Origin of the sequence: Candidatus Bartonella washoeensis Sb944nv (genome assembly GCF_000278135.1) — a bacterium.
Classification (GTDB): Bacteria; Pseudomonadota; Alphaproteobacteria; order Rhizobiales; family Rhizobiaceae; genus Bartonella; species Bartonella washoeensis.
The window spans coordinates 77,892-91,367 of the sequence record NZ_JH725023.1 but is presented as its reverse complement, the minus strand read 5'-3'; the positions used below and the strand labels follow the sequence as shown (position 1 = coordinate 91,367).

Sequence of the window (13,476 nt, the reverse complement as noted above, 5' to 3'; positions counted from 1 at the left end):
ATCTTATAAGTGCGCTTTGCTAAAAGGAAGTATCACTTTTATTGCTTATGGGGGTCCATGATGGGATACCAGGGTATTTTGAATCATAATACGCATCCTTTTCATCGCGATACACGCATTGATGTTTTTCGTTCTTTAGCCTTGTTGACGATTTTCATCAACCATATTCCCGGAACCCTCTATGAAACTATAACACATAGAAATTTTGGTTTTTCTGATTCAGCAGAAGTTTTTGTTTTGCTCTCAGGGGTTTCGCTTGGATTGAGTTTTCATGCGCGCTTATATCAGCAGCCTTTTCGTGTTATTGTGCGCAAACTTTGGCACAGAGCTTTTCAACTTTATGGGGCGTATCTTTTTACCACTTTTGTAACTTTAAGCCTTTTTTTAGCAGGCTTTTTATTGTGGCGTACAGAGAAACTTTTATCGATGAACAATGTGGGTCTCTTTGTTACACAGCCTTTGGTTGCATTTTTGAGCACTTTAAGCTTTGGACATCAGTTAGGGTATAATAATATTCTTCCACTTTATATTGTTTTGATGCTTTTTGCACCTTTTGCACTTTATTGGGGTTGTAAGCGGAAGGGATTGTTGCTTTTAGGCTCGTTCATGCTCTATCTCCTGTGTGGGTTTTATGAAATTGCTCCGCCTTCTTATCCCTTAAAGGGAAAGTGGTTTTTGAACCCTTTGTCTTGGCAACTCTTGTTTGTCATAGGGTTAGTCAGTACTTTGTCTCTTAAACAAGGAAAAAAAATCGCTTTTCAGCCTTTTTGGTTTGTTCTTTCAACCGCGTATCTTTTGCTCTCATTGTTATGGGTTCGCTTCAATTGGTGGGGCGTTTTGGGGTGGCTTCAATGGTCTTCCCCGTTGCTTGATTTTAATAAAACTTTTTTAAGTTTGCCACGTCTGCTCCATGTTGTTGCATTAGCAATGTTTATCCTCTGTTTGCCTCGTTTGCACAAGTGGCTTCATGTCTCACCACACCATCCCTTAGCAATTTTAGGCAAACACAGTTTACCAGTCTTTGTAACGGGAACTGTTTTTGCCATGTTTGGACAAATTTTAAAAACAGTGATGACAGGAACGGTTTTTTCCGATAGCCTCTTGATTATGAGTGGTATTGCCATGCAATTGGGGGTGGCTTATTATTATGAGAAACGCCAACTTTTTTGCCGGTTGTCTTCAAGAAAACCTATTCGGTTGTAACATTGTTCACTGGCGCGTTAACCCTAGTATAAGAACGACATTGCGCAAAAATTTTAAAAGAGGTACTCAATAAAAAAAGCATTCACCAAGTAGGAAAAGAAACTTTTTAGTCCTCAATTCGTTGGTTGTCGTAATTTTTGTACTGATAGTTGGAGTATAAAAGCGTGAGCGCACATAAACGTCCCTATGATGAACCCATTAATATGATTGAGCATAATGCTTTTGAAAATGCTTTTAACCGTCTCTATCAAGAAACGATGATGCTGATTGAACAAACAGCAGCTTATATTGATACCGAAGGGAAATTAGCTGCACGTTCTCTCTCAGCAGAAGTTTCTGCACTTTATGCGAAAGAAGCGATGTACTTAAGTACAAGGCTTATGCAAATAGCTTCTCAACTCTTGCTTTTGCGTGCAGAGCGCGAAGGAGAAATGACATCAGAACAAATACAAAAAGAGATTGCAAAAGTATCGCTTCATACACCGACACTGAAATTAGAAAGTACTCATTGGCAAGAATTTCCAGAAGTTTTCCGCGACTTTGTTGCTCGTTCATTGCGTCTCGAAGCACGGATGCAATATATACGCACCGGTAGAGAAGGCGTGTCTTCTCATGTCTTGCAAGACGATAATCCAGTGGGCAAACAAATCCAATTGCTTAAAACCGCATTTCGGCGTTCTTAGAGAGTTTTGTATAGGGGATCGTTTTCCCTTTGGGAGAATTTTGTAGAGGCGACAATCTTTGTCTTTTGTTTTTTCTCTTCTCTCTTCTGCCTAGTTTGCGGTTTTTTTTGTTAGAGCGGATTTCTATAGCTGCTCTACATTTTTTTCGGTTTTATTGTTGTGCACTCTTCTTCTCTTCTATTTGCTGGAGAGCCTCTATGCCAAGTCCGAGAAAAGAGGAAACACTTTTTTTATGCAAGGAGATGGTTGGTCTTGAGGGGTGCGGTATTGACTTCGTTTTGAGGTGCGCAGGCAATATATACGCGCTTGTAGGGAAGGTATATCTTCTTTAAATCTTAGAAAACGATAATCTAGTAGGTAAGTACATCCACCAATGGAAAAACACATCTCATTGTCTTCTTCATTTGTTCTATTTACTTGCGTGCATCTATTCAAATATAGAAAAAGTGTATAGAGTTAGCTTTATGGCAGAGACGATTCGTATTATAGGCATTGATCCCGGATTACGGCGGACAGGATGGGGTATTATCGATTTCTCTGGTAATCGTCTTCAATTTGTTGCAGCAGGTACGCTTTCTTCTGATGCGCGTTGTGACCTTGCTTCTAGGCTGTGCCAGCTTTACAAAGGGCTTTCAGATATCTTGCATCAATTTATGCCCCATGAAGCCGCCGTGGAACACGTTTTTGTCAACAAGGATGCTGCGGCAACTTTAAAACTTGGTCAAGCACGTGCCATTGCTCTCCTTGTTCCAGCGCAAGCTGGGCTTCCAATTTCCGAATATGCTCCAAACAAAGTTAAAAAATCGGTTATTGGTGTTGGTCATGGAGATAAGGAACAAATCCACATGATGGTGAAAGTTCTTCTTCCACGTGCCGAATTTGATAGCAGTGACGCAGCTGATGCACTTGCGCTTGCTCTTTGCCACAGTACCCACCGTATCAGCATCTCTCAGCGTGCAAGGGTCATGGCATGATTGGCAAATTAAAGGGACTTCTTGAACACATCTTTGATGACCATATCATTCTTGATGTTCACGGGGTGGGCTATGTTGTTTTTGTTTCAAATCGGCTGCGTCCTTCTTTACCGGCTCTTGGTGAGAGTTTAAGCCTCTTTATTGAAACGCATGTTCGTGAAGATGCTATCCGCCTTTTTGGTTTTGCGACAAGAGCCGAACAAGAGTGGTTTTGTCTTTTGCAAAATGTGCCTGGTGTCGGCGCAAAGGTTGCTTTGGCAATTTTGGGCACTTTATCGCCAGATGAACTCGCACAAGCGATTGCCTTAAACGATATTGCAATGATTAGTCGAGCTCCAGGTGTTGGCAAAAAAGTCAGCGAAAGAATTGTAAGCGAACTGAAAAGCAAAGCACTCCCCTTTAACGACAATGCGTTCCATTCTGTTCCTGTCTCTCATCTGGAAGTGACCAATCAACCTACAAATGAAGCACTCTCTGCTTTGGTCAAGCTTGGTTTTGAACGCGACCAAGCAGCCAGTGCTCTTGCTTTAGCGGTGAAAGCTCTTGAAGGGGAAACTGTTTCCTCCGCATTGCTTATTCGCCATAGCCTCAAATTGCTTTCTCCTCCCACTTGAGTAAAAGATAACAATGCATAAAGATGAAGATCAACGCCTTTTGGGTGCCGTTCCCCTTCCAAATGATCCAGATCGTTCCTTAAGACCGCAAGTGCTCGATGACTTTATTGGTCAAGAGGCGGCACGGGCAAATTTAAAAATATTTATCGAAGCGGCAAAGGCACGTCAACAAGCACTCGACCATGTTTTGTTTGTTGGACCACCTGGTTTGGGCAAAACAACACTTTCACAGATTATGGCCAAAGAATTAGGTGTTAATTTTCGCTCTACCTCAGGCCCGGTTATTGCTAAGGCAGGCGATTTGGCAGCTCTCTTAACCAATCTAGAAGAACGCGATGTTTTGTTTATTGATGAGATTCATCGTTTAAATCCGGCTATTGAAGAAATTCTTTATCCAGCCATGGAAGATTATCAACTTGACCTTATTATTGGTGAAGGGCCTGCGGCACGTTCGGTTAAAATTGATCTTGCCAAATTCACTCTCGTTGCGGCAACCACGCGTTTGGGGCTCTTGACCACACCCTTACGTGATCGCTTTGGTATTCCAATCCGTCTTAATTTTTATACCATAGAGGAATTGGAATTTATCGTTCAGCGCAATGCTCGCCTTTTTGCTGTACAGATTAGTGATGATGGCGCCCATGAAATTGCATGTCGTGCACGTGGTACACCACGGATTGCTGGACGGCTTTTACGGCGGGTTTGTGATTTTGCTCTGGTTAAGAGGGCAAAAACAATTGACCGCAAAGTTGCTGATGAAGCGCTTTCTCGTCTTGAAGTTGATCATCTTGGTCTCGATCCACTTGACCGTCGCTATTTACGACTCATTGCAGAAACTTTTTTAGGTGGTCCGGTGGGCATTGAAACGATTGCTGCTGCTCTCTCAGAACCACGTGATGCCATTGAAGATATTATTGAACCCTATCTTCTTCAACAAGGTTTTATTCAGCGAACTGCTCGCGGTCGAATTTTAACCCAAAAAGCTTGGACTCATTTAGGACTTTCTGCTCCAGTTTCCACAACTTCAACACAAAAACGTGCTCAATTGTCCCATACACAGGGCAATTCACCACTTCAGACGACTTTATGGGATGAAGAAGATAGTTGAAAAACCTTCTTTTAACAGCAACCATGTCGATGCTTTTCACGGACAACACATTTTTTCCAAAAAGCAAGCCGTTTAAGTGCGCATTCTTATCAAAAAAGCTAGGAGCTCTTTAGGACTTTGTGTTTTTGTTTCCATCACTTCAACACAAAAACGTGCTCAACTGTTGATACACAAGACAATTCACCACATCAAACAATTTTATGGAATAGAATAGATGACAGAAAAAAGCTCTTTTAAGAGGAAACATACAAATGCTTTTCATGCTTTTCAGGCGCGTGTTTATGTAGCTGATACAGATTTTTCTGGCGTGGTTTACCATGCGCGCTATTTGGAATTTTTTGAACGGGCACGTTCAGAATTTCTACGGGATATAGGTTTTAATAACAAATCTTTTGCATCAGGGAATGAAGGGGAAAAGCTGTTTTTTGTTGTTCGTCGTATGGAAATTGATTTTTCCCGACCAGCACAAATCGACGACTTTTTAACGATCAAAACACAAATCAATTGTATTCAAGGGGCTCGCTTTTATATGGAGCAATATATTCTGCGTGAGGAGATGATGTTGGTAACAGCAACAGTTGAAATTGCCCTCATTAATGAGACAGGAAAACCGCGACGTTTACCTAAGCATCTTTCGACACTTCTTGTTTAAAAGTGTACTTTGTTAAAAAAAACGATATCGTATGGCCTCTTTGACTGGAAAGAGACCGGTACTAAATAAAAGCGCGAATTTGTTTTCTTAAGTTTAGAAACTATAAAGCAATCTGTTTTATTGAATTTTAACAGATGAACCTTTTACTTAGAGGGACAAAAATTATGCCACACATAGAATTAACAAATCCGGAAACGATTGGCATTTTGCACTTGTTTCTGCAAGCAGGTTTCGTTGTTAAAGCTGTTATGATTGGTTTATTGTTGGCTTCTGTATGGAGTTGGGCAATTATTTTTGATAAAATGTTAACCTATCGGAGAATACGGCGTGAAATAAAACAATTTGAACGCATATTTTGGTCAGGGAAACCGCTAGAGGACCTTTATGCAACGTGTAAAAGTCAGCGCACCAGTAGTATATCTGCTGTTTTTATAGCCGCAATGGTGGAATGGAAAAAGTCCCTTGCAAAGGGAATCCATACATCGATAAGCCTGCAGAGTAGAGTTGATAAGGCTATGGATCTTACTTTAGGGCGCGAAAGTGCAAAAATAGAATCAAAATTAAGCTTTCTTGCGACTCTTGGATCAGCTGGTCCTTTTATTGGTCTTTTTGGAACGGTTATTGGTATTATGAGTTCGTTTCTTTCCATTTCGGCTTCTCAAAATACCTCACTTGCGATTGTTGCACCTGGTATTGCAGAGGCGCTTTTAGCTACTGCAATTGGTTTGTTTGCGGCAATTCCAGCTGTTATTGCCTATAACAAATTGGTTAATGAAAGTGCTCAGATTATTGCACAGATAGAAAACTTCGCCGATGAATTTTCGACAATTTTGTCACGGCGTATTGATGAGACACTCACATCTCATGCACCGTTATAAGGGGATTATCCATGGGAATTTCTGTTGCTTCTTCTTCTCGAAAAAATACACGCAGGCGGCAGCGTGCAAGCAGCCAACTGATGAGCGAGATCAACGTAACACCTTTTGTTGATGTTATGCTGGTGTTGTTGATTATTTTCATGGTCTCTGCTCCACTGTTGGTCAACGGTGTTCCTCTTGATCTGCCGCACAGTCAAGCAGGTCCCGTGCGAATGGAGAGGACTCCCCTTACGGTTTCACTGGATGCACAGGGCCGCTTTGCCATCAATCAAGATTATTACGATACATCTGAAGCTTTGATTGAGAAACTCAAAGCCCAACTTATTACTGATCCTGAACAAAAAAACCAACGTATTTTTGTGCGTGCTGCAAAAACTGTTGAATATCAAAAAGTGTTACAACTGCTTGCCGATATCCAAAAAGCAGGTTTTTTACAAGTTGCTTTAGCAAGTTTAGCGCAATAAAATTATCATAAACTGTTGCACGTTGTCTGAAAAAATAACAGATCGCGCGTAAAATAAGAAATGCAAGGCATAACGATGAACAAAGACTCTTATCATAGTATGAAACGAGGCTTGGCTTTATCCCTTGCAGCACATGTAATTTTTCTCAGCTGGGGGGCTGTTCAACTAATCAATCCTGTCTCTTTACCGCAACAATTTGAAGCAATTCCGATCACCCTTGCTCCTCTAAGCCGAGAGTTTTCCTCAAAACAAGGCGCATTGAATGCCCCTGTGGCTGCAATTTCTGCCGTGAAGCCAACCACTAAACCACAAGAAAAAGAAGAAGCCCTTCATTTTGGAGAGGGGCAGGTAGATAGTCTCGCGCCCTTTAAACGAGATGAAAAACCACGGCTTGTTGAGACAACACCTTTACCATCGGGAGAAGAGAAAGAACTGCAAAAATCTGTACCACTACCTAAAGCACAAGAATTACTAGAAACAAAAGCAGAAAAAGTTCCAGAAGTGCCGCAAGAGGTTGCTGAAAAGGCTGTGCCAGAGGAGATTCCCGAGGCACTGCAACAGAGTTTCGAAAAGGCTGTGCCGGAGGCATCTGAAGAAATGCCGCAAGAGGTTGCTGAGAAGGCTGTGCCAGAGGAGATTCCCGAGGCATTGCAACAGAGTCTCGAAAAGGTTGTGCCGGAGGCATCTCGAGAAATGCGTGAAAATGAAGAGGTGCCATTGCCACAAATGACTTCAAAGGCACAAAAAATGCCTGTAGAGCAAGTGCCCATACGCCAAAAAGTTCCCAAAGTTGCGCACTCAGATAGGGCTCCTCTGCCACAGTTCAAACCGAAATCTGACAAAAAATCGACAATGCAAAATGTGCAAATTGCCAAAAAACAAAATCAGCAAATGGCTGAACAGACAATTGAAGATATTTTGGCAATGGAAGAAAAAAATCTGCTCAATCGCGCACGTACGCAAGGCGGTGGGGCAAAGCGCTCCAGCGAACCAGAAGCTTTAGGGGCGAGAAAAAAAATCAACGATACCACAAAAATGGCACAAACATTGGTCAACATAGTGGGGGAATGTATTCAAAAAAAGCTTAAACTCGTTGCTCTTGGTGGAAATTTCAAGAACCGTCCGGTTGTGCGTTTACAGTTTTACCTTAATCGTGAAGGAATGGTCGTGGGAGATCCCATCATTGAATCGTTAAGTGGTGAAGAGAGTCAGCAGACCATTATGATAAGACAGGTGTATGCAGCTGTTTTTTCATGCCAACCTTATACAGATCTCCCACGCGATCAATATGATTTGTGGGGGCAGGGCTTCGATTTTACTGTTGATCCCCTTCAAGAAATAACTCAATGAAATATATATTTTTCTGCCTTCAATGAAAGGATATACTCCATGATGGTTATGAAGAGACACATATTTTTTTCTTGGTTTTTTGTCATCGTAAGTTTTTTTCTTACGAGTTTTTCATTTGCCTATGCACAATTGAAAGGCACTATTTCTAGCGCTGACTTTAATCCTATTCCCATTGCAATCACGGATTTTATTTCCAATGATTCAATTGGAGCGAAAATAACGGCCGTGATTACAGCCGATCTTGAAAGATCAGGGCTTTTTTTACCGATTGATAAAGCATCTTTTTTTGAAAAAATCTCTAATCCAAACAAACAACCGCATTTTTCTCATTGGCAAAAAATAAAAGCGCAAGGCTTGGTTTCGGGGCAAGTTCTCAGAGAAATTGACGGACGGTTGAGAGTCGAATTTCGTTTATGGGATGTTGTTGCAAAGCGCCAACTCAAAGGACGGCGTTTTTATACAGCCACAGAACGTTGGCGGCGTGTCGCACATATGATTGCAGATCAGATCTATAGTGAGATGACAGGAGAAAGTGGTTATTTTGATACACGGATTGTTTTTATAGATGAAACAGGCCCCAAAAATGCACGCATCAAGCGCTTAGCAATTATGGATCAAGATGGAGCAAATTTGATCTACATTTCTGATGGCAGCGAATTGGTGCTGACACCGCGTTTTTCACCCAAACGGCAAGAAATTACCTATATGGCTTACGAGCACAACCAAACACCCCATGTTTATCTTCAACAAATTGAAATGGGACAAAGGGAATTAATAGGAACCTTTGATAATATGACAATTGCTCCACGTTTTTCTGCTGATGGACAAAAAGTGATCATGAGTTTGTTGCAAAATGATGGCAGTGCAAATCTTTACACCATGGATTTACGTACCCGTACGATGACGCGGCTTACAACAACTTCAGCGATTGATACATCAGCTTCTTATTCGCCAGATGGGAAACAAATCGTCTTTTCATCAGACCGCAGTGGAAAGCCGCAAATCTATACGATGAATGCCGATGGAAGTGATCTCCGGCGTATTTCTTCAAACGAGGGTAGCTATTCCACACCCATTTGGTCTCCACGGGGTGATTATATCGCTTTTACAAAACAATCAGAGGGACAATTTTCCATCGGTGTTATGCGCCCTGATGGAACAGGAGAACGGATTTTAACCACGGGGTTTCATAATGAAGGACCAACTTGGGCTCCTAATGGCCGGGTGTTGATGTTTTTTCGCAAAGATCCGGGCATGGGACCTAAAATTTACACAATTGACATCACTGGACGCAATGAACGTCAATTACTTACACCCAATGATGCTTCTGATCCAGCATGGTCGCCCTTGCTCAATATGCAATGAAAAACGAGCCGCTCAATAAAAATAAACAACATAAAAAATAAATAAAACACAGGTAATGCAATACACAGCCATTCTCGTATTTGCAGCTTAAAAAGAACGCTTTGCTGCATGTACGATCAGTTTATCTCAATAATATTGCACGCTTTACACTGCTTTCATTAGTCTTTAGAGTATGCAATTTCTTTTGGGAGAACACCTTTAGAAAAAAAATCCTTGCAAAAAATTGAGAGAAAGCTTTTGGGACTTCTGCATTTGCGCCTTTCGTTGAAAAGCGTTGAGAGTTTGCATAAGACATCTCACTTTGAAGCGATGCTTTTGATGTGTTAAGAAAAATGATATTAGTTAATTGATTTGTAGGGATAATTTATTATTTTTAACTTGAATATGAGGGGTTCGAAGACGGTAATTTCTTTTTAGACTTGTGTATGAAGCATCAATAAAGATCATTTGCTTGCATGTCACAAGGGGGATTTATGTATCGATAAAACAGTGATTGCTATGTTGATAAAAAAACGTTTAAGCAGAGAACAAAGATGTTTGTTATGAAATGCCTTAATACAAGAGGAGTCTGCATATTATCAGCTTGTTATGAGCTTGGTAAATGATAATGCTGCCTCTGGCTTATAGCTCATGAACGAAGGGTGAAGCCTATTGGTTTTGCGGTATATCCTTCATGAATGGTGCCGTCAAATGGGCTTGCGAGCAAGGTAAGATTTCTCTTTAAAGGTGAGATATCTCTTTAGGCAAGTGCGTGAATTCGCAATATAAGGATGCGCTGCTCTTCGTGAGGTATGTGACCCCCATGAAAGGGGGCAATACACAAAGGTGTGAGGAAAAGGGTAATCTCCATTCTTTAAAAGATCTTTAAAAGAATTTGCTGTGCATGCTTTTGCAAGTCGTAAAGCCGAATTAAAGGAGAGAGTAAAGATGGGGATGGGTGTTCACTTTACGTCTCTTAATGTTCTCCCCAATAGCTGATTAGGCTTGTGTGGGCAATGTTTGAGAGCTCCTTAGAAGGGAGAGCATGCACAGTGATGATTGCGTGCGCAATTTATGCAGACAGTTTTGCCAAAATCTCATCACTGACATCAAAATTGGCATAAACATTTTGCACATCATCATCTTCTTCTAATGTTGAAATAAGCTTTAAAACTGACAAAGCTTTTTCTTCATCTACGGGTGCAAGGGTGGTTGCTTTCCAAATCGTTTTGATTGATTCTGCTTCGCCAAGTTTTGCTTCAAGCATCTTAGAAACTTCACCAATATCTTCAAATGCGCAGGTGATGTGGTGTCCAGTCTCTTCCGATTGCACATCTTCGGCACCAGCTTCTATGGCTGCGTCCATGATGCTGTCAGCTGTTCCTGCTTCTCTCTTATAGATGATTTCACCAATCCGATTAAACATAAAGCTCACCGAACCTGTTTCTCCCAGTGCACCCCCTGATTTGGTAAAGGCGGCGCGCACATTTGAAGCGGTGCGGTTTCGGTTATCGGTTAAAGCTTCAACAATAACTGCAACACCCCCTGGGCCATAGCCTTCGTATCGTACTTCATCATAGTGTTCGACATCATTGCCCGAAGCTTTCTTGATCGCACGTTCAATATTGTCCTTTGGCATTGATTGTGCCTTGGCATTTTGTACAGCGAGCCTTAAGCGCGGATTCATGGCCGGATCAGGAGCGCCTTGTTTTGCTGCAACTGTAATTTCACGTGCAAGCTTCGAAAATATTTTCGAGCGCATTGCATCTTGACGCCCTTTACGGTGCATAATATTTTTAAATTGTGAATGGCCTGCCATAGTTTCCCTTTCAGTTGAAGGTTTCCCTTTCCATTGCGGTTTTCTTTTTCAGTTTTAAGGGTCTCTTGATTAGAGGCGGTCACACACCCATTTTGATGCAACAAACGCACCAAAAATGTGCCAACAAATGCGTTGCATCATAAAGTGAAGTGATCGAATAAATCCTTTAATAAGAAAATTCCTCTTAAAGGTAAAGAGACTTTCTTGAGGGATACCACAAGACAGGTGTCTTGTCGTCAATCAAAAATCACGCTATAACAGGATGTAATTTCATGGCAAAAGTGGTTTGTTCCATGTCTCGCTTTATCCAAAGCGGGTGAACATAGCCTGACAACATAGGAGAAAATATCTTCCCGTATAGGGGGAATACTCCAAAGCTCCAGAGTGGGCAATAACCTGCCTTTAAAAAGGCGAAGTGAGAGGATGTTATAAAAATGGCAACGCAACTTTTGATGCCCAAAGCTACAGCTGTTTGGCTGGTTGATAACACAGCGCTTTCTTTTGAACAGATTGCAGAATTTTGTAAATTGCATGTGTTGGAAGTAAAAGCTATTGCTGATGGTGAATCAACTTACGGTATTAAAGGCCTCAATCCGATTAATTCTGGGCAGTTAACACGTAGTGAAATCGCACGGGTGGAGGCAGATAAAAATGCACGCTTGAGGATTTCTGAATCAAGAGTCCGCATTCCTGAAAAAAAACGTAAAGGCGCTCGCTATATCCCTCTTTCGCGGCGTCAAGACCGCCCAAATGGTATCTTATGGTTGGTGATTAATCACCCTGAATTAAAAGATGCTCAGATTGCGCGGTTGATTGGAACAACAAAAGCAACCATTGAGCAAATTCGCCAAAGAACCCATTGGAATAGTGCTAATTTGGTTCCTCGTGATCCTGTAGGCCTTGGCTTGTGTTTGCAAATTGATTTGGATATCGAACTCCAGCGTGCTGCGAAAAATCGCCCTCTCTCTCCTGAGGGGGACAGATCTTTGCTCCCCGCATCGGTTACAGAAAATGTTGCCCTCAATGAAGAAGAGGATGTACAAGATCTCAACAAAAATTTCGATGCTGATAAAGTTTTTGCCAAACTCAATGCACTTCAAAAAGACCGTCAGGATGATGCATAAACAAAAATGATGCAAAGTGTGGTGTGACTTCATGTTCGTGGTGAACGGTGATGGTTGAAGAAAATTGGTGGAGTTAAAAATAATGGTCGATAAAAACACACAGAAAATTTTGTCTTCATTACGAATTAACGATTATTTTTAAAGCGCTATCGAAACAATGTATCCGCATTCAGTTTTTATTTATAAGGAGAATCAGTATATGCGCTCTATCAAAAATATTATTGTTCATCCCTTGAACATAGTCCTTTTTTTCTCACTGTCCTTGGTTGGTTGTGGGCAAAAACATGGTGGTGGTTTCAACGCTATGCATGGCTCTTATCTGAATCAGGCACCTTTAGGTTCAGGGCATGATTTTGCTGTTAACGTTGGAGATCGCGTTTTCTTTAGCCTCGATTCTTCTTCAATTGAGCCTGATGCTGAACGTATTTTAATGCGCCAAGCAGAATGGTTGCTTCGTTATCCTTCCTATTTCATTACGATTGAAGGTCATGCTGACGAGCGTGGTACGCGTGAATATAATTTGGCACTTGGGCAGCGGCGTGCTGTTGCTGTACGCGATTATTTAATGTCTCTTGGTGTCTCTGCACAACGGATGCAAACAATTTCTTATGGAAAAGAAAGACCTGTCGCTGTGTGTGACGATATTTCCTGTTGGAACCAAAACCGACGCGCTGTTACTACGATTAATAACAACGGTGGTTAAAAAACACTATTGTCAATGATTTGCCTAAATTGGAGGGTTGTCTAAATTTGGGGGGTGAATTTGAGGATTTTGTGTAAATTTTTGTATTGGTTTTTGGGGGAAAAAGTATGTGGATCTATAGGAATCAAAATTGGATAACCGTCTTTTTTATGTCGGTTCTTATAGCATGTTTTGCTTTGTCTGCTCAAAGTGCGCCGCGAAGGGCTTCTCAATACTCTCCATATGATGCATCTTCTGCCGCTACGGATGCGTCTCCTGCCGCTACGGATGTGCCTCCTGCTGCTACGGATGTGCCTCCTGCTGCTACGGATGCGGCTCCTGCTGCTACGGATGTGCCTCCTGCCGCTACGGATGTGGCTCCTGCCGCTACGGATGTGCCTCCTGTTGCTACGGATGCGTCTCCTGCCGCTACGGATGTGCCTCCTGCTGCTACGGATGTGCCTCCTGCTGCTACGGATGCGGCTCCTGCCGCTACGGATGTGCCTCCTGCCGCTAAGGGTGCGGTTTCTGCTACTTTGGATGCGAATTTTTCTTTTCAGAGTTTGATTCAAGATCAAGAA

The 13,476-nt window shown here is 41.8% G+C and carries 13 protein-coding genes and 1 pseudogene; 13 read left to right on the top strand and 1 reads right to left on the bottom strand.

Going from position 1 to position 13,476, the window contains the following annotated elements; genetic code table 11:
* Nucleotides 1-60: 60 nt before the first annotated feature.
* From MCQ_RS02955 to tolB, 10 genes are all read left to right on the top strand, one after another.
* On the top strand, nucleotides 61-1,203 hold the full coding sequence (locus tag MCQ_RS02955; protein ID WP_006923451.1) for an OpgC family protein: 1,143 nt from the start codon (nucleotides 61-63) through the stop codon (nucleotides 1,201-1,203).
* 164 nt (nucleotides 1,204-1,367) lie between these two features.
* Nucleotides 1,368-1,886, top strand: coding sequence for a DUF1465 family protein (locus MCQ_RS02950; protein WP_006923450.1), 519 nt, complete (start codon nucleotides 1,368-1,370; stop codon nucleotides 1,884-1,886).
* Between the two features lie 464 nt (nucleotides 1,887-2,350).
* On the top strand, nucleotides 2,351-2,860 hold the full coding sequence (gene ruvC, locus MCQ_RS02945; protein ID WP_006923449.1) for a crossover junction endodeoxyribonuclease RuvC: 510 nt from the start codon (nucleotides 2,351-2,353) through the stop codon (nucleotides 2,858-2,860).
* Nucleotides 2,857-3,474 (top strand): Holliday junction branch migration protein RuvA, encoded by a 618-nt coding sequence (gene ruvA / locus MCQ_RS02940; RefSeq protein ID WP_006923448.1) that lies wholly within the window; start codon nucleotides 2,857-2,859, stop codon nucleotides 3,472-3,474. The genes ruvC and ruvA overlap by 4 nt, the downstream gene beginning before the upstream one ends.
* Before the next feature lie 13 nt (nucleotides 3,475-3,487).
* A complete protein-coding gene (ruvB, locus tag MCQ_RS02935) occupies nucleotides 3,488-4,582 on the top strand; it encodes a Holliday junction branch migration DNA helicase RuvB (protein ID WP_006923447.1) in 1,095 nt (364 codons plus the stop codon).
* Nucleotides 4,583-4,796: 214 nt separating this feature from the next.
* Complete coding sequence (ybgC, locus tag MCQ_RS02930; RefSeq protein ID WP_006923446.1) at nucleotides 4,797-5,234, top strand: tol-pal system-associated acyl-CoA thioesterase; 438 nt, start codon at nucleotides 4,797-4,799, stop codon at nucleotides 5,232-5,234.
* A gap of 164 nt (nucleotides 5,235-5,398) precedes the next feature.
* Nucleotides 5,399-6,112 carry a protein TolQ gene (tolQ, locus tag MCQ_RS02925; RefSeq protein WP_006923445.1) on the top strand — a complete coding sequence of 238 codons (714 nt, stop codon included), beginning with the start codon at nucleotides 5,399-5,401 and terminating at the stop codon, nucleotides 6,110-6,112.
* A gap of 11 nt (nucleotides 6,113-6,123) precedes the next feature.
* Complete coding sequence (gene tolR / locus MCQ_RS02920; protein ID WP_006923444.1) at nucleotides 6,124-6,576, top strand: protein TolR; 453 nt, start codon at nucleotides 6,124-6,126, stop codon at nucleotides 6,574-6,576.
* A gap of 75 nt (nucleotides 6,577-6,651) precedes the next feature.
* Complete coding sequence (locus MCQ_RS02915; protein WP_006923443.1) at nucleotides 6,652-7,926, top strand: hypothetical protein; 1,275 nt, start codon at nucleotides 6,652-6,654, stop codon at nucleotides 7,924-7,926.
* 42 nt (nucleotides 7,927-7,968) lie between these two features.
* Nucleotides 7,969-9,291: a Tol-Pal system beta propeller repeat protein TolB gene (tolB, locus tag MCQ_RS02910; RefSeq protein WP_181461069.1), complete on the top strand. Its 1,323-nt coding sequence runs from the start codon at nucleotides 7,969-7,971 to the stop codon at nucleotides 9,289-9,291.
* A 1,051-nt stretch (nucleotides 9,292-10,342) separates the two neighbouring features.
* Here the strand turns inward: tolB and MCQ_RS02905 are convergent.
* Nucleotides 10,343-11,089, bottom strand: a complete 747-nt coding sequence (locus MCQ_RS02905) for a YebC/PmpR family DNA-binding transcriptional regulator (RefSeq protein WP_006923441.1) — start codon at nucleotides 11,087-11,089, stop codon at nucleotides 10,343-10,345.
* A 434-nt stretch (nucleotides 11,090-11,523) separates the two neighbouring features.
* On the opposite strand from MCQ_RS02905, the gene MCQ_RS02900 reads away from it, so the two are divergent.
* From MCQ_RS02900 to MCQ_RS02890, 3 genes and pseudogenes are all read left to right on the top strand, one after another.
* Nucleotides 11,524-12,213: a DUF1013 domain-containing protein gene (locus MCQ_RS02900; protein ID WP_006923440.1), complete on the top strand. Its 690-nt coding sequence runs from the start codon at nucleotides 11,524-11,526 to the stop codon at nucleotides 12,211-12,213.
* A 199-nt stretch (nucleotides 12,214-12,412) separates the two neighbouring features.
* A complete protein-coding gene (pal, locus tag MCQ_RS02895; protein ID WP_006923439.1) occupies nucleotides 12,413-12,916 on the top strand; it encodes a peptidoglycan-associated lipoprotein Pal in 504 nt (167 codons plus the stop codon).
* 107 nt (nucleotides 12,917-13,023) lie between these two features.
* Nucleotides 13,024-13,476, top strand: a pseudogene (locus tag MCQ_RS02890) (hypothetical protein); the annotation flags it as partial.

Coding starts and splice junctions, on each gene's coding strand:
- MCQ_RS02955 (WP_006923451.1), top strand. CDS start 61: ATGGGATACCAGGGTATTTTGAATCATAATACGCATCCTTTTCATCGC.
- ruvC (WP_006923449.1), top strand. CDS start 2,351: ATGGCAGAGACGATTCGTATTATAGGCATTGATCCCGGATTACGGCGG.
- ruvA (WP_006923448.1), top strand. CDS start 2,857: ATGATTGGCAAATTAAAGGGACTTCTTGAACACATCTTTGATGACCAT.
- ruvB (WP_006923447.1), top strand. CDS start 3,488: ATGCATAAAGATGAAGATCAACGCCTTTTGGGTGCCGTTCCCCTTCCA.
- ybgC (WP_006923446.1), top strand. CDS start 4,797: ATGACAGAAAAAAGCTCTTTTAAGAGGAAACATACAAATGCTTTTCAT.
- tolQ (WP_006923445.1), top strand. CDS start 5,399: ATGCCACACATAGAATTAACAAATCCGGAAACGATTGGCATTTTGCAC.
- tolR (WP_006923444.1), top strand. CDS start 6,124: ATGGGAATTTCTGTTGCTTCTTCTTCTCGAAAAAATACACGCAGGCGG.
- MCQ_RS02915 (WP_006923443.1), top strand. CDS start 6,652: ATGAACAAAGACTCTTATCATAGTATGAAACGAGGCTTGGCTTTATCC.
- tolB (WP_181461069.1), top strand. CDS start 7,969: ATGGTTATGAAGAGACACATATTTTTTTCTTGGTTTTTTGTCATCGTA.
- MCQ_RS02905 (WP_006923441.1), bottom strand. CDS start 11,089: ATGGCAGGCCATTCACAATTTAAAAATATTATGCACCGTAAAGGGCGT.
- MCQ_RS02900 (WP_006923440.1), top strand. CDS start 11,524: ATGGCAACGCAACTTTTGATGCCCAAAGCTACAGCTGTTTGGCTGGTT.
- pal (WP_006923439.1), top strand. CDS start 12,413: ATGCGCTCTATCAAAAATATTATTGTTCATCCCTTGAACATAGTCCTT.